Genomic DNA, 17,399 nt, shown 5'->3' on the forward strand with positions numbered 1-17,399 from the left:
CCGTCGATGGAACCTGCGTGGGTCCGATTCCGTTCCATGAGTATGGTGGAGGCACCAACTTGGGCCTGGGCCTCGGGGCCCATTTGGCCGAGGTTGGCGGAGGCGGGTCTGGCAGGCAGCATGGTGGTCTGGCCCGTCGCGGCGATCATAGTTGTCCCCCACTTGGGCCGTTGCGTACGTGTATGAGAGTCTGCTCCGGTGCCCAAGGGCCCCTGGATGCGCCAGACCAGGTGCGCCGGCCAGGACCGAGAGGACCGAGGATCACTTCGCGGCACAAGAAAAAGCCGCAACCCCGATGGGGAGCGGCTTTTCAAATGAAGTGACCGATTGGCAGGGGTGACAGGACTCGAACCTGCAACCCCCGGTTTTGGAGACCGGTGCTCTGCCAGTTGAGCTACACCCCTACGCTGCCGCAAGTATACCATCGCAGCCTGGCTCAGGTCAAGGTTCTCAGGAGAGCTGCGGGTCCCAGGGAGACCCAGGGGCCCTCTCCCCCACCCCTCCCCCACCCTTCTTCCCGGCGTCCCATCGCCGGACCCTCTCGGCCGGGACCAGTGGTGCTGAGAGCCCGTGGGCCGGGCCGGGCTTGTCGGGCGGGCAGGTTGGTGATGAGCGTCTCGCGCCCGTCCGGCCTTTTGGCCCTTCCGGCCTGGCCAGTGATCCATGTTAGGTGGCATTTCAGGTGGCATTCACCAGATTCCGCCCCAGGGCCCCTCCCAGGAGGGCGACGGGGAGGCTGAGGGTCAGGGCCCGGAACAGATCCGCGAGCTGGAGGCTTCCGCTGTGGGGCATGAGCCAGAAGGCCGCGGCGGCGTACCCCAGTCCGACCAGCAGGCCGTGGAGCCATCCGAGGGACCGGGCAGAGCGGCCCGCCCACACGCCCCCGACCAGGAGCGCCGGGATGTGGACGGCGAGGTAGGCCCAGCGGGGGTAGCTCAGGGAGGCAATCAGCCCGTAGGCGATCCCCATCAGCGCGGTGACCACCCCGAAGACGACCAGCGAGCACGCCACGCCGACCAGAACTGCCAGCGGCCGGAAACGGACAGTGCTGCTCCCCGGTGACCGGCGCAACTGGGTCCACCCCCTTGCCTGGGACCATGGGGCTCCCTCGATCCATGGGGGCCCGCCCGCATCATCCCCGTCCACCCCCGGGCCCCCACGCCACCCATCCACGAAAGGTGTATGCCCCGCTCGGGGCAGGCATGCAGAGGCCTCGGGCCCGCGGGCCCGAGGCCTGGCTCAGAACTGACCGAGTAACGCCCTAGGAGGCTTGGTTGCTCGCCTCCTCGATCACTTTCTGGGCCAGCTCTGCCGGGACTTCCTCGTAGTGGTCGAAGGTCATCTCGAAGTCGCCCCGGCCCTGGGTCATGGAGCGCAGGTCCGTGGCGTAGTGGAACATCTCCGCCATCGGCACCAGCGCCTCGATCACCTGGAGGTCCCCGTCGGGGTTCATCCCCAGGATCTTGCCCCGCTTCTTGTTCAGGTCGGCGATGCAGTCGCCCATGTAGCTTTCGGGCACGGTCACCTTCACCCGCATGACCGGCTCCAAGAGGACCGGGTTCGCCTGCTCGAAGGCCTTCTTAAAGGCCATGGAGGCCGCGATCTTGAAGGCCATCTCCGAGGAGTCCACCGGGTGGAAGGAGCCGTCGTAGAGGGTGGCCCGCACGTCGACCACCGGGTAGCCGGCCAGGACGCCTTCGGCCATGGTCTCCCGGATGCCCTTCTCCACCGCGGGGATGTACTGCTTGGGCACCGCGCCACCGAAGATCTTATCGACGAACTCGAAGCCGCCCCCGGGCGGCAGGGGCTCCAGCTCCAGGAAGACGTGGCCGTACTGGCCCCGGCCGCCCGTCTGCTTCTTGTGCTTGCCCTCGGCCTGGACCTTGGAGCGGATGGTCTCCTGGTAGGGGACCTTGGGGGTCTTGAGCTCCATGGTCACCCCGAACTTCTCCTTCAGCCGGGAGACGACGACATCCAGCTGCATCTCGCCCAGGCCCCGGACCAAGGTCTCACCCGTAACCGGATCCCGCTCCACGGCCAGCGTGGGATCTTCCTCCACCAGACGGGCCAGCCCGGAGAAGATCTTGTCCTCATCGCCCCGCTCCCCGGCATGGGCGGCGAGGGAGAGCTTGGGCGCCGGGTACTGGACCGGCTGCAGCTGGACCACCGCGTTCGCAGCGCAAAGGGTGTCGCCCGTCTGGGTGTGCTGGAGCTTGGCCACCGCGCCGATGTCGCCGGGGCCCAGGCTCGAGACCGCCTGCTGCTCCTTGCCCCGCAGGACAAAGATTTGGCCGATCCGCTCATCCTTGCCCCGCACGCTGTTGTGCACGGTGGAGTCGGAGTTGATGGTGCCCCGGTAGACCCGGAAGAGGGTGAGCCGGCCCACGTAAGGGTCGGCCATGGTCTTGAAGACGTACGCGGCCAGGGGGCCGTCACCGGGCGCGACGGGTTCGCCGCCCTCTGCCACGGTGGGCTGGGGCTCAGCCTCCAAGGGCGACGGCAAGAGGGTCCCAATGGCCTGGAGAAGCTGGGCAAGGCCGATGCCCTTGGCGGCCGAGCCGCAGAGCACGGGGACCACCTCGCCGCTCTTCACCGCCCCCGCCAGGCCCTGGCGGAGCTCCTCGGCGCTGAGGGAGCCTTCCTCCAGGTACTTGGCCGTCAGATCGTCATCGGTGGCGGCCACTGCCTCCTCGAGGGCCTCCCGGGCCTCGGTGACCAGCGCCTCCACCTCCGCGGGCACGTCGGCTGCCGTGTCGGAGCCGTCCAGGTAGGCCTTGCCCTCGAGAATGTCGACCACGCCCCGGAAGCTTTCCGCCTGCCCGACCGGCACCTGGATGGGCGCGACCCGGTTCCCAAAACGAGCTCGGAGTTCGCTCAGGCACTTGCTGAAGTCGGCGTTCTCCCGGTCCATCTTGCTGACGAAGCAGATCCGGGGGAGCTTCCGCTCTTCCGCGTACTGCCAGACCTTCTCCGTGCCCACCTCAACGCCCGCGGCCGCCTCGACCAGGACCACCGCTCCCTCGACGACCCGCAGGGCGCTGAGCACGTCACCGACGAAGTCGAAGTACCCCGGGGTATCCAGGAGGTTGATCTTGTACGACTCCCACGGAACGGGCAGGACCGTGGCGTTCAAGCTTAGCCGCCGGCGCTGCTCCTCGGGATCGTAGTCGCTGACCGTGTTCCCCTCATCGACCGATCCCTGCCGCTTGATCACACCCGCCTTGAAGAGGAGCGCCTCCGCCAGAGTGGTCTTCCCCGCCCCTTGGTGGGAGATGAGTGCAACGTTCCGAATGCGCTCCGGTGTTCCTTGAGACAACGTCGGTTCCCCTCCTCCGAGCCACACAATGCCAGATCAGAATGCCAGCCTTCGGAATGCCAGCCCTCGCAAGGAAAAGTCGTGCGGTCGCCCACCCACGCTGTGTCGGCTGCTGGCTCTGTGGTCACGTTTCCTTCCTTCGTCTGGACGGGCGCCTTTCCTTCTGAACCGGGCCTCGCCCCACCCTTCTAACCTTCCCGGCCGAAATAGACCGCTTGCACCTTCTGCAGGTCGTCCCAGGCCAACCGCTTCTTGCCAGGGTCCCGCAGGAGCGCCGCCGGGTGGAAGGTGGCGATCACCCTCCGGCCCTCCCGCTCGTACCAGACGCCATGGCTCCGGGTGACGGAAAAGCGCGGGTCGATCAGCCGCCGGGCTGCGGTGGCGCCCAGGCAGAGGATGATCTCCGGCTGCACCAGTTCAATCTGCTGCTGCAGGTAGGGGAAGCAAGCGTCCTGCTCCGCGGGGGTGGGAACCCGGTTGCCCGGCGGCCGGCACTTGACCACGTTGGCGATGTAGACTTCCTCCCGGGCGATGCCGATGGCCGCCAGCATCTTATCCAGGAGCTGGCCGGCCCGGCCCACGAAGGGGCGGCCTTCCAAGTCTTCTTGGGCGCCGGGCCCCTCCCCCACCAGCATCAGCGTCGCGTCGGGGTTCCCCTCGCCGAAGACCACCTGGCGGGCCCCCTCCCGCAAGGGGCAGCGGCGGCACCCCACGGCCTCTTGGGCCAGCTGGGCTAAGGCCGTGGCCCGCTCAGCGGCAGACCGAGTGGCCGGCCGGGGGGCGGAGGGTGGGGCCTCGGTGGGCTGGTTGGCGCTGGCGGCGCCGCGTGATGGGGACCCGACGGGCTCCTCGGCGCCGAAGAGGTTGGTCTGCCCCCGGACCTGGAGCGAAGGTGGGAGGGGCTCGTCAGCGGCCACCTCGCCATCCAGCTCGACCGGGGCGCCAAAGAGGGAGAGTTGCCGCAAGTTGTGGGGCATGGCCTCGCCTCCTGGGCCTCCCCTCCCCGGACGGGCCGGTATCGGGGCTGGGAGGCCCTCACCGGGCCGTCAGCGGATGCGGAAACCGGGCGGCTCCCCGTGAGGAGGGCCGAAGGAGGCCTCGACCCGCTCCACGTGAGCCCAGGCGGGCCCTTCCCGCAACATGGCTAGAAAGGCCTGCAACGCCTCCGCCGGACCCTCGGCGGCCACCCGGACCGTCCCGTCCAAAGCATTGCGGACCCAGCCATCGAGCCCCAGCTGCTGGGCCCGACGGAGGGCAAAGTGGCGGAAACCAACACCCTGGACCCGGCCCCGAACGGTTGCCTCGAGCCGTTGACGGCCACCCGATGGGATCATTTCTCCACCCTGCTTTCGAGAACCTGGCGACTGAATCCTCTCCGTGCCCAGCGGCCCCTTCTGGCTGCCCTCTTCGCTGCCGGGCGGGTCGCCATGGCGGCCCGCGCCCCGGATGGCGAGCGCGTCAGCTTGGCGAGCCTCCCCGGAGGTGCCGGAGCCCGGTGAGCGCTGACCGAACGGCGAGACTCCACCCGGGCCGGGCGCCTGCCAGCACCTGGCCCAAAGCGTCCACCACCTGGTCAATCTCGTTCCGGCCGATGGTGAGGGGTGGTGCCAAGAGGAGCACCTGGGGCTGGACAGGGTGCGTGAGCATCCGGTGGCGCTGGAGGAGCTCCCCCGCCACCCAGGTGGCGAGGCCCCCGGGCCCGAAGGCCCCACGGCCGCCGAAGGGAAGACGGGTCGCCCAGCTCCGGACGTCTTCGAACTCCAGCCCCACAAGAAACCCTCGCCCCCGCACCGCCTTGACCACGGTGTGGTGTTCAGCCTGAAGGCTTTCCAGCCGGGCCAGCAGGTAGGCGCCCAGCTCCGCCGCCCGGGCGGGCAAGCCCTCGTCCAGGAGGCTCTCCAAGGTAGCCAACCCGGCCGCCGCGGCCCTGGTACCCACCTCGGGCAGGAGGGTCTCGATCCAGCGTCCCTCCCGGCGAGCGGTGGCTTGCCGCCAGAGGGCCTCGGTGGTGAGCACGGCCCCCAGAGGTTCCACACCGCCGCCCAGGCTGGGGCCCAGGCAGAGGATGTCCGGTTCGATCCCCTCGGCCTGGCAGGCAAAGAGGGTGCCGGTCCGGCCCAGGCCTGTCCGACGCTCATCCACGATGAACAGCGTTCCGCGTTCGCGGCAGAGGGTCCTGGCCCGCTGGAGGTACCCGGGAGGCGGGAGCAGCACCCCGGCCTCGACCTGGATGGGTTCGACGACGAAGGCGGCCACCTCCCGGCCCGCCAAGGCCTCCTCCAGAGCGGCCAGATCCCCGTAGGGTACCGCCGCCAGCCCGGTCCCCGGCGGGGCGGAGGTTGCGGTGGCGGCGGTCTCAGCCACGGGGGCCGCGGCCGTGGGAGTCTCCGCCGGTGGTGGCTCGGCGGCCCACGAGTCCAGGGAGAGGTCTGACGAGGCGCCCTCGCAGACGAGAATCCGGGGCCGGCCTGTCGCCCGCCGGGCCAGACCCACGGCCGCCCTTATCGCCTCCCGCCCACTGGCCGTCAGGAGGGGGCGGGCCAGCGCCTCCGGCGCGAGGGCGGCGAGGTTCTGCATGAGGGCGGACATCACCGGATCCAGGCCCACCTGGAGCAGGTTGGGCCGCTCGGCCACGAGCCGGACGGCTTCCAGGACCGGGGCCGGGTTGTGGCCCAGGCTGAGGGTGCCCCCCTGGCCGGCGAAGTCGAGGTAGACCTGACCCTGGTCGTCCCAGAGGCGGCAGCCCTCGGCCCGGATGAAGAGCCGGTCCCTGCCCGGCGGGGTGCTCCGGAGGCGGCCCTTGGGGGAGTCACGATCGAGGGCTCGGGCCTCCTCCCGGCCCATGGCCAGCGCGCGGGCAAGGGTGATCCGCTCCATGGCTCCGCCCCCTTTGGGTGGAAAAGGGCTTTCGGAGCCGTCCTTTCGACACCTCCATTCCCGCTCCTGCGAACTGGCGGTTGACGGGTGCTCTCTTGAGTGGTAAAGTGGGGAGGCGACGGGCTGTAGCGCAGCTTGGTTAGCGCGCCACACTGGGGGTGTGGAGGTCGCCGGTTCAAATCCGGCCAGCCCGACCACGGGAGGCCTGCTTCAGCAGGCCTCCCTTCTTTCTATTTCGCTCGATCTCGACCAAAGACCGAGACGGCCCGAGGCAGGCCCGGGCGCCCGAAGGGGTGGCATCCCAGAGGCGTGGGCCGCGCCACGGGGCTTGAGCCTTGGAACGACAACGGAGAGGCGCTCCGCCTCCCCGTCGTGGGCCCCTGGGCTCTGGGTCCCTCGGGTCCGTCTCGCTTACCCTCGTGCACCCTGGCGGGGCCCCCCGCCGCCTGCCGCCCGGGGGTGAAGGCCCAGGGCTTCGGCCCGGGCTTTCTGGACCCGCTGCCAGTCGGCCTCGCTCAAGGGCCGGTCGAAGCTCCGGAGCCAGGCCAGGCGGAAGCCGTGCTTCGCGGCCAGGTTCCGCATCATCTCCAGGGTGGCCAGGGGCAACTCGCTGCCCAGGCTGGTGTGCTCGTAATGCTGCTCCAGGGCGAGCATCATGGTCTCTGACATGCACGCATAGGCGAGTCCCCGCTCGAAGCCGAAGTTGAAGCCCATGTAGGGCCGGCCCGGAACTTCCACCACCCCGCCGTCGATAACGAGCACATCAGGCCGCTCGGCCTGCATCCGGGCGGCCACGTTAGGCGGCCGGGACATGTCGCAGACGATGGCCCCTGCCTTGACGTTCTCGGGCCGGACCAGCTCCAGAGTGCTGGAGGTGGCCGTTACCACCACGTCGGCGGCGGCGAGGGCCGCGTCCACATCGACGGTCAGCTCGAACTCGGGCTGGTGGCCGGCTTCGACCGCCGCCTCCGCCACCCGCTTCAGGCGCCGGAGGCTCGCCTGGGGGTGGGCCTGGTTGCCCACGAGAATCAGCTGCTTCGCCTCCGCGGCCAGAAGAAGGGCCAGGGCCCGCCCGATGGAGCCCGTCGCCCCCACCACCGCCACCGCGGCCTGGTTCAGGGGCACCCCCAGTCGTTCGGCCGCCAGCCCGATGGCCTCCTGGGCGGAGATGACGGTGTAGCTGTTGCCGGTGGTGATGGCCACGCCCAGGTCGGTCAACCCCAGCCCGCCCATGGTGACCACCGCGGTGTAGGCGCCCAGGCCCACGATCCGGGCCCCCCGGTCCCGGGCCAGCTCCACCGCCCGGCGGACCTCCGCCTGGGCCTGCTCCCGGGGCATGGTCAAGAGCTCCTCGGTCGTCCGGGGAACGGCGACGAACTCCCCATAGGCGACCGCCCCTGTGGCCGACTCGATCCGGGTCTCCCCTACTACCATGGGCTCCATGATGTCGCTCCAGCGGCGGGCCAAGCGGCCCAGGGCCTCCTCGTCGAAGACGGCGAAGCTGGGATCGTAATCCCGGTAGTTGATCAGGGTGAGCGGGTGGACCAGGAAGGCGAAGCGGCCTTCCTCGGGCGAGCCGCTGGGCTGGACCCGGGGCGCGGCCGGCACCGCCTGGACCACCGGCCGGGGCCCCTCAGGCAGCTCGACCCCCGCCAGGTGGGCGACCAGGCCCGCCGTATCGCCCCGGTCCACCAGGCTGAGGACCCGATCCAAGGCGGCCACCAGCTGATCGCTGAGCTCCTCCGAGAGGGTCAGGGGCGGCTCGACCCGGAGGACGTTGGCCCGATTGAGGGTGGTGGCCACCCGGATCCCTTCCACATTCAACAGGTAGCTGGCCACCAGGGAGGCGAGAAGCCCCTGCTCGCCCAGGATGCCCACCAGGCTCTGGGGATGGCTGGCCCGGGTGGGGGTCAGCTCCAGGCCCAGCATGAAGCCCCGGCCCCGGACGGCTGCCAGCGCCCGGGGGTAGCGCTCCCGGAGCGCCTCCAGCTGCGCCTTCAGGCGGGCCCCTTTCCGGGCCACCTCCCGGACCAGCTCCTGATCGTTCCGGGTGAGGAGGTCCAGGGTGGCCAGGCCGGCCCGGCAGGCCAAGGTGCCCCCGGCGAAGGTGGACGCTTGGGTGGCGAAGTAGGCGGGGCAGGCGGCCGCCTCTGTCAGCAAGACGGCCCCGATGGGCATGAGACCCCCACCCAGGGCCTTGGCCAGGGTGAGGACATCGGGCGTGATGCCCGCCTCCTCACAGGCGAACAGGCGACCCGTCCGGCCCAGACCCGTCTGGATCTCATCCACCACCATGAGGACCCCATGTTCCCGGCAGAGGCGCTGGGCCTCGGCCAGGTAGCCCGCCGGCGGCTCGACGATGCCTCCCTCTCCCTGGATGGGCTCCACCACAAAGCAGGCGTAGGCCTCGGGGTTGGCCCGGAGCGCCGCCTCCAGCGCCTCCAGATCCCCATAGGGCACCTGATTGGTCTCCTGGGCCGACCCGGCCGGGCTCCAGCCAGGGGGTGCCCCCAGGGGGGCCCGGCCGTGGTAGCCGCCCTGGCAGGTGAGCACCCGGGCACGGCCCGTCGCCAGCCGGCACGCCCGAATGGCCGCCTGGATGGCCTCGGTGCCGCTGTTGGTGAAGGTCACGGTCCGGAAGCCGGGCGGGGCCAGCTCGATCAACCGCTGGGCCAGCTCGCCCGCCGCGTCCAGGGAGGAGGGCTGGGCAAAGCTGGGCGCCTGGGCCCGCTCCACCGAGCGGATCGCCTCCCAGACTTCGGGCGGGTTGAAGCCGAAGGGCAGGGCGCCGTAAGCGGCCAGGAAGTCCACGTAGCGCCGGCCCTCTTCGTCCCAGAGGAAGCACCCTTCACCCCGGACGAAGCGCTTGTCCATCTCCAGGCGCTGGAGGAGCTGGCCAATGACAGGGTTGACGTACGTGCCAAAGCGATCCATGCAGGTCCTCCTTCTCGTTGACCGAGGCGACTAGTTGACCGAGGCGATGGGCTGCCCGCTCTCCGACTCGGGGGTGCCGTTCAGGTACTCCACCCGGGGGGTGAAGCCCAGGCGGTCCAACCAGTGATGGTAGTCTTCGGGGGTCATCTCCTCCCAACGCTTCCCCGCCAGGGCGACGATCAGGGCCTCCATCACGTTGGTTCCGAAGGAGCGGCCCTGGATGTTGGGCGTGGTGGTCACCAGCAGCCGCACGCCCCGGGCCCGGAGCTCCTCCACGTTCTGGGGGGTGACGGTGTTGGTCAGGATCACCTTGCCTGACAGGTCATCGGGCATGGACCGGCGGATAAAGTGGAAGTCGCCGGCGATGACGTCGGCCCACTGGAAGAACCGGACGTGGCGGGGACGGGCCTCATCCTGCTGCTCCCCGGTGGGATAGAGCATCTTGAAGGGAAGCTGGGTCATGATGGGCAGCAAGGTGTAGGCCAGCACCCGAAGGGCCTGCAGGCGACGGATGGGCACGGGCAGGCCCAGGGCGAAGATGACATCGCCATAGATGGTCTCGCTGCCCACTTGGTGCAGGGCCTCGGCCATACCGAAGCGGTCCACCCCCGAGACCAAGAGCACTCGCCTCTTGCGGAGCGGCACAATCCCGCGCCGGTCCAGCTCTTCCACCACCCGCCGCTCGAGGGTGTTCTTCAGCCCTGAACCGTCCACGATGGGCGAGCGCTTGGCCGCCCGCAGGAGGGGTTTGGCTTCCCGGATGGCGTAGCGGCGGTTGCCGGCCACCAGGTAGAGGTCAATGCCGCCCATGCCAAAGGCGTCCACCTTCCCGTCCAGCTCTTGGATGAGCTCGATGGCCTTGCGGCGGTCACCGTCGGTGCCGATCCGCTCGATGGTCACCGGCTCGCCCTCGATGTGGACGGTGGCCGAGGTGTTCCGGGCCGAGGAGCCCAGGCTGACGCTTACGATCCGCTTCATCGTCACTCCCCCCTCGCCGGCCCTGGCCCGTTCTCCGAGGCCTTGAGGGCCCGGATCAGCTCCCGCAGCCGATCGGTGTCCACCGGGCGGTCGCCCTGGATGGGCGAGGCACCGATCACCATACCCACCGCCTTCCGCCCCAGCACGGCCTCCAAGAGCTGAACCCGCATGTCGGAGCCGAGCACGATCACCGCGTCCAGCTCCTGCGCTTGGGAGATGAGGGCCATGATGTCGTTGACCAGGTCGATCCCGGAGCGGTTCCGGACGTAGGCCCAGCGTTCCGCATCGGTCATGAGCAGGACCCAGTCGAGCCCCTCCGCGGCGGCCAGGGCCTCCAGCTCCCCTTTGTTGGCCACGGGGAAGCCCACCAGCCCGATCCGCCGGCCCCGGCGGAGCTCGCCCAGGGTCTCCAGGCGGGAGACAAAGGTCCGGTCGGTGCCCAGGCGGTCGGCCACCTCCTGCTGGGAGGCCCCGCCGGCACGAAGGTCGAGGGCCTGGTCGATCAGCCGGTGGAGGCGGGCCCGGTCGATTACCTTGTCGCCGATGCGGACCAGGTCGGTCACGGGATGCACCTCCGGGTTGTGCACAAAAGTGTGCTCCTTGCCCCCCATTCTACTCCGGGCGTCCGGTCCCAGGCAAGCGGTCTGGCAAGAAAAAAGGCCCGGCGGCCGAAGAACCGCCGGGCCCGGAAGTATGAGGCGGGCGGCTTAGGAGGTGGCCTCCTGCGGCGCCGGAGCCTCTTCGCTGTCCAGCTGGTCCAGGCGGAAGGCCTGGTGGACCCGCCGGACCGCCTCCTCCACCCGCTCCTCGTCGATGAGGCAGCTGATCTTGATCTCCGAGGTGCTGATCACGTGGATGTTGATGCCGCCCTCGGCCAGGGCCCCGAACATGCGGGCGGCCACGCCCGGATGGCTCATCATCCCCGCCCCAACGATGGAGACCTTGGCCACCGACGGGTCCTCCTGGACCGCGGTCGCCCCCAGGTCCCGGGCCACCGCCTCGACGATCTGCTTGGCCCGGGGCAAGTCGTCCCGGGTGACGGTGAAGAGCAGGTCGGTGGCCTGCTGGGCCTTGGTGGTCTGGACGATCATGTCCACGTTGATCTCTTCCTGGGCCAAGGCGTTGAAGAGCTGGTGGGCCACCCCCGGCCGGTCGGGCACGTCGACCACCACCACCTTGGCCACGTTTCGGTCATGGGTCACCCCCACCACCACGCGCGCATGCTCCATCGGGGATACCTCCCTCACCACTGTCCCTGGACCCTCGACGAAGCTGGAGCGGACCCAGAGCACCACCCCGTGCTGGGCGGCGTACTCCACGGCCCTGGGTTGGAGGACCACCGCGCCCAGGCTGGCCAGCTCCAGCATCTCCCCGTACGCCACCCACTCCAGCCGCCGGGCCTCCGGCACCACCCGGGGATCGGCGGTGTACACACCGTCCACGTCGGTGTAGATCTCACAGCGCTCCGCCTTCAGCGCGGCCGCCAAGGCGACGGCGGTGGTGTCCGAGCCGCCCCGGCCCAAGGTGGTGATGTCGTTCAGGTCGTCAATTCCTTGGAAACCGGCGACGATCACAATCCGGCCCTGGCTCAGCTCATGGAGGATCCGCTCGGTGCGCACCTCTTGGATCCGGGCCCGCATATGCTGGCTGTCGGTCCGGATCCCCACCTGGGCGCCCGTCAGGCTGATGGCCTCCGCTCCCTCTTCCTGGATGGCCATGGCCAGCAGGGCGATGGAGACCTGCTCGCCGGTGCTGAGCAGCATGTCCATCTCCCGCTTGGGCGGGCTGGGGCTGATCTGGTGGGCCAGCTCAATCAAGTGATCGGTGGTATCGCCCATGGCCGAGACGACCACCACCACCGGCCGCCCGGTCTGGTGGGTGGCCACCACCCGCCGGGCCACCCGGCGGATCCGCTCAGCGTCGGCCACGGAGCTGCCGCCGTACTTTTGCACCACAATCCCTTCCAACCCTGCGTCACCCCTCTCTCCCCAGGGCTCCCTGAGCCGCCGGCCGGCAGGCCAAGGCTTGGGCCGGTTGCCCCGCGGCGGCAAAGGCCTGGGCCATGGCCTGGGCCACCGCCTCCCCCGCGCCGGGCGGGGTCAAGGCGACGACCGCCGGGCCGGCCCCGGCCAGGGCGGTCCCCCATGCCCCCGCCTCCAGCCCGGCGGCCATCGCCTCCTGGGCTCCGGGGATCCGGGGCAGCCGGTAGGGCTGGTGCAGCCGGTCGGCCATGGCGGCCCGGAGGTGGGCCCACTGCCCGGAGGCCAGGCAGGCGACCAGCCCGGCGAGACTGGCCAGGTTGAAGACCGCATCGGCCCGGGAGACCTCCTGGGGCAGCACCCCCCGGGAGGCCTGGGTGCTCCACCGCTGGTGGGGCAAGGCGACGGCTACATCCAGGTCCGGCGGGTCGAGACGGACCATCTGCCGTTGGGGCAGGACCACCGTCAGGCCCCCCGCCAGCGCGGGCGCTGCGTTGTCGCCGTGGCCTTCCAACTCCCAGGCCAGGTAGAGGAGCTCCTCGGGGTTCAGGGGTTCGCCCAAGAGCCGGTGGGCCCCCACCAGGCCGGCCACCGCCGCGGCGGCACTGCTCCCCAAGCCGCTTTGGAGCGGGATCCGGTTGGTGCAGCGGACCTGCAAGCGGGGCGAGCGTCCCCGAACCCGCTGCCAGAGCCGGTTGGCCGCCTGGACCACCCGGTTCGTCCCGTCCCGGGGAAGCTCCTCCTCCCCCTCGCCCGTCAGGATGACGTGCGCCGGCGGAACCTCCATGGCCGGCCCCTCCTCCAAGAGGACCAGCTCCACCTCGTTGGCCAGGTCCAGGGCCAGGCCGAGGGTGTCGAAGCCGGGCCCCAGGTTGGCCACCGTCGCCGGTGCCTGGACCAGAACCCTCCGGCCGGAGGTCATGCCAGCATCCCCTCCAGGGCTTCCATCACCGCCGACAGCTCATCGGGCACCACCTGGGGCTCGGGCACCCCAGCCACCGCCTGGTCGGGGTCTTTCAGGCCGTGGCCCGTGAGCACACAGACCACCGTCTCGCCCCCCCGGAAGTACCCCTGGCGGGCGAGCTTGGCCACACCGGCCACGGAGATGGCGGAAGCTGGCTCGCAGAAAACTCCCTCCTGGGCGGCGATGGCCCGGTAGGCCTGGAGGATCTCCCCGTCGCTCACCGCCTCGATCACCCCGCCCGATTGGTCCCGGGCCTTGATGGCGCCCTCCCACGAGGCCGGGTGGCCGATGCGGATGGCAGTGGCCACCGTCTCAGGGGCGGCGACGGGCACCCCCCGCACCAGCGGCGCGGCCCCTTCCGCCTGAAAGCCCAAGAGCTTGGGCAGCCGCTCGATGAGGCCGTGGCTTGCATACTCTTGGAAGCCCATCCAGTAGGCGGTGATGTTCCCCGCGTTGCCCACGGGCAGGGCCAGCATGTCGGGGGGGCCGCCCAGCTGGTCGCACACCTCGAAGGCGGCCGTCTTCTGGCCCTGGAGCCGGTGGGGGTTGACCGAGTTGACCAGCCGGATGGGCAGCCGCTCACTTTCAGCCAGGGCCCGGACCAGCCGGAGGGCTGCATCGAAGTTCCCCTCCACCTCCAGCACCCGGGCCCCCAGGTGGACGGCCTGGGCCAGCTTCCCCCGGGCCACCGCGCCCCGGGGGATGAGGACGACGGCCTGGAGCCCCGCCCGGGCCGCGTACGCCGCTGCGGAGGCGGAGGTGTTCCCGGTGGAGGCGCAGACCACCGCCCGCGCCCCCGCCTCCAACGCCAGGCTGACCGCGACGGTCATCCCCCGGTCTTTGAAGGAGCCCGTGGGGTTGGCCCCCTCCACCTTCAGGTAGAGCTCCACGGGCAGCTCCAAGGCCCGGGCCAGACGGGGCGCCGGCAGAAGGGGCGTCCACCCCTCGGCCAGGGTGACTACCGGTGTGGAGGGGGTGACGGGGAGGTAAGGACGGTACCGCTCGATGAGACCCGGGGACCGCTCAGGCATGCCCCCACCCCCGTTCGACCCGGAGGCAGGCGGCCACCTGGTGGACCACCGGCAGGGCCCGGATCGCCTCCAGGGCTTGGGAGAGGCTGGCGACCCGGGCCGGGTGGGTGATGAAGACCAAGTCGACGGGCTCGTGGCCCCTGCCCCGCTGGATGACCGATTCGATGCTCACTTGGTGCCGGCCGAAGGCGCTGGCGATCTGGGCCAACACCCCGGGCCGGTCCACCACCCGGAAGCGGAGGTAGAAGGGGCTGACCATCTCTTCCGGCGGCCGGACCCGGGGCCGCCCCTGGCGGAAGAGGGGCCCGTTGGGCTCCTGCCCTTGGGATCGCAGGCGCCGGGCGGCCTCCACCAGATCGGCCACCACCGAGGAGGCGGTGGGCAGGCTCCCCGCCCCGGCGCCGGTGAACATGAGCGGTCCCGTGGCATCCCCCTCGACGAAGACCGCGTTGGTCACCCCATCCACCTTGGCCAGGGGGTGCTCCCGGGGCAGGAGGGCCGGGTGGACCCGGAGTTCCACCGCCTCCTCCCGCCGGGCCACCGCCAGGAGCTTGACGGTGTAGCCAAACTCCCGGGCGTAGGCCAGATCAGTGGTCTCCAGCTGCCCGATCCCCTCCACGTGGACGTCCGCCAGGCTGAAGGGGGCCTCGAAGGCGAGCATGGCCAGGATGACCAGCTTGTGGGCCGCATCCAGACCGCTGATGTCATAGGTGGGATCGGCTTCCGCGTAGCCGGCGGCCTGGGCTTCGGCCAGGGCCTCCCCGAAGGAGATCCCCGCCTGGTCCATCCGGGAGAGGATGTAGTTGGTGGTGCCGTTGACGATCCCCAGCACCTGGTCCAGCCGGTTGGCGATGAGGCACTCCTGCAGGGGTTTGATGATGGGGATGCCGCCCGCGACGCTTGCCTCATAGTGGAGGCGGTCCGGGTACGCCTCGAGGAGCCGCTGCCCCGACCGGGCGATGACCACCTTGTTGGCCGTCACCACGTGCTTCCCCTGCGCCAAGGCCGTCTCGATGAGGTGGGTCGCCGGCTCCTCGCCGCCCATCACCTCGATCACCACGTGGACGCCAGGGTCGTGGACGGCTTCCAGAGGATCATCGGTCAGGCGGGCGTTGGTCGGCAGGTCCCGGGGCTTGGTGAGGGAACGGACGGCGATCCAGCGCACGTCCAGCGGGCCGCCGGCGCGGGCCTCAATCCGCTCGCGGTGGCGCTCCAGGATGCGGAGCACCCCGCTCCCCACGGTGCCGGCGCCCAGCAGCGCGACGCCTAGGGCTTGGCTCATGCTTGGGGCTCCCTTCTGCCACTCGATGGGGACAGTATAACAGAGCGGCGGGAACCCCGGAAGAGGTTGGAAAGGCGGCCAGGGCCCTTACGGCGCCTGGATGGCGTCCTTCAGCGCCCGGCCCGGGCGGAAGACGGGCAGGTTCGAAGCCTGGATGGTGATGGGCTCGCCCGTTCGGGGGTTCCGCCCCGTCCGGGCCGCCCGGCTCCGGACCTCGAAGCTTCCGAAGCCGATGAGCTGCACCCGCTCCCCCTGGGCCAGGGCTTCCTGGATCGCTTCCAGCATGGCGTCCACCGCCGCGTGGGCCTCGGCTTTGGTGATCCGGGTCAGCTGGGCCACCCGGTCCGCCAGATCCGACTTGGTCATAGCCACTCCTCCTCAGGGCCCGAGAACGGCCTCGGGGCGGAGCTTAAGGTCTCCCCCGGCCTGCGGGTCTATGCATCAACACCTCACAGGATGATGCAAATCAAGCCTCCGGAGCCCTCGTTGACGATGCGGGTCAAGGTCTCCTGCAGCTTGTGCTGGGCGTGTTCGGGGATGCGGTGGAGCTTGCTTTCGATGCCGTCCCGGATCAGATCCTGCAGGGAGCGACCCAGGAACTCGGAGTTCCAAAGCCTCGCCGGCTCCTTCTCGAACTCCTCGGTGAAGTAGCGGGCCAGCTCCTCCCCCTGCTGCTCGGTGCCGACGAAGGGGGTCACTTCCGTGAGGATGTTGGCCTGGACCATGTGGATGGACGGCGCGGAGGCGGTCAACTTGACGCCGAAGCGGCCACCCTGGCGGATGATCTCGGGCTCCTCGAAGGTGATCTCCTCCAAGAGCGGCGCCACCACCCCGTACCCCGTCCGGCGGACCTGCTCCAGGGCCTCGGCCACCTTGTCGTAGACCCGCTTGGCCTGGGCCAGTTCCCGCAGGTTCCGAACCAGGGCTCGGTCGTCGGCGATCTCCAGGCCCGTGATCTCCTGCATTACCTGGTAGAAGAGGGACTCATCGGCCGTCAGCCGGATGAGCGCCCGCCCCTCGCCTAGATCCACCGAGCGGACCCGGGCATCGGCGACGGGCTCGGCTGCGGCCAGGGTCCGGGCGGCCCGGTCCACGTCCCGGACCTTCTCCACCGGCTCCACCGCGGCCCAGACGGCCTCCCGGAACTGCTGGGCCAGCCAGTGGGTGCTCTCCAGCTCCTCCACCCAGCCCGGGAGCTGGACGGCCACCTCCCGCACGGGGAACTCGTAGAGGACGGCCCGCATCAGGTCCAGGATCTCGGCCTCGGTCAGGTGGAGGCAGTCGGTGGGCACCACCGGCACCCCGTACCGTTCGGTCAGCTGCTGGGCCAGCTGCCGGCAGGTCGCCGACTCGGGCCGGACCGAGTTGAGGAGCACCACAAAGGGCTTGCCCAGCTCCTGCAGCTCCCGGATCACCCGCTCCTCCGCGGGTTCGTAGGCCTCCCGGGGCAGGTCGGTCACCGAGCCATCGGTGGTCACCACCAGGCCGATGGTCGAGTGGTCCTGGATCACCTTCCGGGTCCCGATTTCCGCCGCCTCTTCGAAGGTGATCTCCCGCTCGAACCAGGGGGTACGGACCATCCGGGGGCCGTGCTCCGTGAGGTACCCCTGGGCCCCTTCCACCGCGTACCCCACGCAGTCGACCAGGCGGATGCGGAAGCGGAGGCCGTCCTCCAGCTCCACCTCCACGGGCCGCTCGGGGACGAACTGGGGCTGGGTGGTCATGATCGCCCGGCCCGAGCCGCTCTGAGGGAGGGCGTCCAGGGTGCGGTTCCGGTCGTGGGGATCGGTGATCCCCGGCATGACCATCAGGTCCATAAACCGCTTGATGAACGTGGACTTGCCCGTCCGCACGGGGCCCACCACGCCCAGGTAGACGCTCCCGTGGGTCCGTCGGGAGATATCCTGAAAGATGTCGAAGCGATCCATCCGTCGCCCTCCTTCGCGTCCCAAGGCGCCACACCCGGCGCCCCTGCCGCCGCACCGGGCACACCGGTACAAGTTTATGGGTGAAGGGGTCTCTCCTAGACCGGGCGGGT

At 70.2% G+C, this 17,399-nt stretch carries 14 protein-coding genes and 2 tRNA genes; 1 reads left to right on the top strand and 15 read right to left on the bottom strand.

Annotated features, from left to right (window positions below):
* Positions 1-328: 328 nt before the first annotated feature.
* The 6 genes from FWJ67_RS02740 to FWJ67_RS02765 all read right to left on the bottom strand — a co-directional run bounded on the left by FWJ67_RS02740 (position 329) and on the right by FWJ67_RS02765 (position 6,193).
* A tRNA-Trp gene (locus FWJ67_RS02740) sits at positions 329-404 on the bottom strand.
* 274 nt (positions 405-678) lie between these two features.
* A complete protein-coding gene (locus tag FWJ67_RS02745) occupies positions 679-1,071 on the bottom strand; it encodes a TIGR04086 family membrane protein (RefSeq protein ID WP_414482564.1) in 393 nt (130 codons plus the stop codon).
* Between the two features lie 190 nt (positions 1,072-1,261).
* Positions 1,262-3,316 carry an elongation factor G gene (gene fusA, locus FWJ67_RS02750; protein WP_414482115.1) on the bottom strand — a complete coding sequence of 685 codons (2,055 nt, stop codon included), beginning with the start codon at positions 3,314-3,316 and terminating at the stop codon, positions 1,262-1,264.
* 188 nt (positions 3,317-3,504) lie between these two features.
* Positions 3,505-4,293: a uracil-DNA glycosylase gene (locus FWJ67_RS02755; RefSeq protein WP_414482114.1), complete on the bottom strand. Its 789-nt coding sequence runs from the start codon at positions 4,291-4,293 to the stop codon at positions 3,505-3,507.
* Between the two features lie 69 nt (positions 4,294-4,362).
* Positions 4,363-4,650 (bottom strand): acylphosphatase, encoded by a 288-nt coding sequence (locus FWJ67_RS02760; protein WP_304173171.1) that lies wholly within the window; start codon positions 4,648-4,650, stop codon positions 4,363-4,365.
* Between the two features lie 124 nt (positions 4,651-4,774).
* Positions 4,775-6,193: an aspartate aminotransferase family protein gene (locus FWJ67_RS02765; protein WP_414482113.1), complete on the bottom strand. Its 1,419-nt coding sequence runs from the start codon at positions 6,191-6,193 to the stop codon at positions 4,775-4,777.
* Positions 6,194-6,312: 119 nt separating this feature from the next.
* Here FWJ67_RS02765 and FWJ67_RS02770 point away from each other — a divergent pair.
* Positions 6,313-6,390, top strand: a tRNA-Pro gene (locus FWJ67_RS02770).
* A gap of 214 nt (positions 6,391-6,604) precedes the next feature.
* Here the strand turns inward: FWJ67_RS02770 and FWJ67_RS02775 are convergent.
* The 9 genes from FWJ67_RS02775 to spoIVA all read right to left on the bottom strand — a co-directional run bounded on the left by FWJ67_RS02775 (position 6,605) and on the right by spoIVA (position 17,289).
* Complete coding sequence (locus tag FWJ67_RS02775; protein WP_414482112.1) at positions 6,605-9,127, bottom strand: aminotransferase class III-fold pyridoxal phosphate-dependent enzyme; 2,523 nt, start codon at positions 9,125-9,127, stop codon at positions 6,605-6,607.
* A 30-nt stretch (positions 9,128-9,157) separates the two neighbouring features.
* Positions 9,158-10,105 (bottom strand): quinate 5-dehydrogenase, encoded by a 948-nt coding sequence (locus FWJ67_RS02780; protein ID WP_414482111.1) that lies wholly within the window; start codon positions 10,103-10,105, stop codon positions 9,158-9,160.
* A gap of 2 nt (positions 10,106-10,107) precedes the next feature.
* Positions 10,108-10,692: a hypothetical protein gene (locus tag FWJ67_RS02785; protein ID WP_304173163.1), complete on the bottom strand. Its 585-nt coding sequence runs from the start codon at positions 10,690-10,692 to the stop codon at positions 10,108-10,110.
* Between the two features lie 120 nt (positions 10,693-10,812).
* On the bottom strand, positions 10,813-12,072 hold the full coding sequence (locus FWJ67_RS02790) for an aspartate kinase (RefSeq protein ID WP_414482110.1): 1,260 nt from the start codon (positions 12,070-12,072) through the stop codon (positions 10,813-10,815).
* Between the two features lie 7 nt (positions 12,073-12,079).
* Positions 12,080-13,006, bottom strand: a complete 927-nt coding sequence (gene thrB, locus FWJ67_RS02795) for a homoserine kinase (RefSeq protein ID WP_414482109.1) — start codon at positions 13,004-13,006, stop codon at positions 12,080-12,082.
* Positions 13,003-14,079: a threonine synthase gene (gene thrC, locus FWJ67_RS02800; RefSeq protein WP_304173157.1), complete on the bottom strand. Its 1,077-nt coding sequence runs from the start codon at positions 14,077-14,079 to the stop codon at positions 13,003-13,005. The genes thrB and thrC overlap by 4 nt, the downstream gene beginning before the upstream one ends.
* Positions 14,072-15,361 carry a homoserine dehydrogenase gene (locus FWJ67_RS02805; protein WP_304173155.1) on the bottom strand — a complete coding sequence of 430 codons (1,290 nt, stop codon included), beginning with the start codon at positions 15,359-15,361 and terminating at the stop codon, positions 14,072-14,074. The genes thrC and FWJ67_RS02805 overlap by 8 nt, the downstream gene beginning before the upstream one ends.
* Before the next feature lie 87 nt (positions 15,362-15,448).
* Positions 15,449-15,727 carry an HU family DNA-binding protein gene (locus tag FWJ67_RS02810; RefSeq protein ID WP_304173153.1) on the bottom strand — a complete coding sequence of 93 codons (279 nt, stop codon included), beginning with the start codon at positions 15,725-15,727 and terminating at the stop codon, positions 15,449-15,451.
* Positions 15,728-15,810: 83 nt separating this feature from the next.
* Positions 15,811-17,289 carry a stage IV sporulation protein A gene (spoIVA, locus tag FWJ67_RS02815; protein WP_414482108.1) on the bottom strand — a complete coding sequence of 493 codons (1,479 nt, stop codon included), beginning with the start codon at positions 17,287-17,289 and terminating at the stop codon, positions 15,811-15,813.
* Positions 17,290-17,399: the final 110 nt, after the last annotated feature.

This window comes from Limnochorda sp. (assembly GCF_047459355.1).
GTDB lineage: Bacteria > Bacillota > Limnochordia > Limnochordales > Limnochordaceae > Limnochorda.

Coding starts and splice junctions, on each gene's coding strand:
- thrC (WP_304173157.1), bottom strand. CDS start 14,079: ATGCCTGAGCGGTCCCCGGGTCTCATCGAGCGGTACCGTCCTTACCTC.
- spoIVA (WP_414482108.1), bottom strand. CDS start 17,289: ATGGATCGCTTCGACATCTTTCAGGATATCTCCCGACGGACCCACGGG.
- FWJ67_RS02760 (WP_304173171.1), bottom strand. CDS start 4,650: ATGATCCCATCGGGTGGCCGTCAACGGCTCGAGGCAACCGTTCGGGGC.
- FWJ67_RS02780 (WP_414482111.1), bottom strand. CDS start 10,105: ATGAAGCGGATCGTAAGCGTCAGCCTGGGCTCCTCGGCCCGGAACACC.
- thrB (WP_414482109.1), bottom strand. CDS start 13,006: ATGACCTCCGGCCGGAGGGTTCTGGTCCAGGCACCGGCGACGGTGGCC.
- FWJ67_RS02810 (WP_304173153.1), bottom strand. CDS start 15,727: ATGACCAAGTCGGATCTGGCGGACCGGGTGGCCCAGCTGACCCGGATC.
- FWJ67_RS02775 (WP_414482112.1), bottom strand. CDS start 9,127: ATGGATCGCTTTGGCACGTACGTCAACCCTGTCATTGGCCAGCTCCTC.
- FWJ67_RS02755 (WP_414482114.1), bottom strand. CDS start 4,293: ATGCCCCACAACTTGCGGCAACTCTCCCTCTTTGGCGCCCCGGTCGAG.
- FWJ67_RS02765 (WP_414482113.1), bottom strand. CDS start 6,193: ATGGAGCGGATCACCCTTGCCCGCGCGCTGGCCATGGGCCGGGAGGAG.
- FWJ67_RS02805 (WP_304173155.1), bottom strand. CDS start 15,361: ATGAGCCAAGCCCTAGGCGTCGCGCTGCTGGGCGCCGGCACCGTGGGG.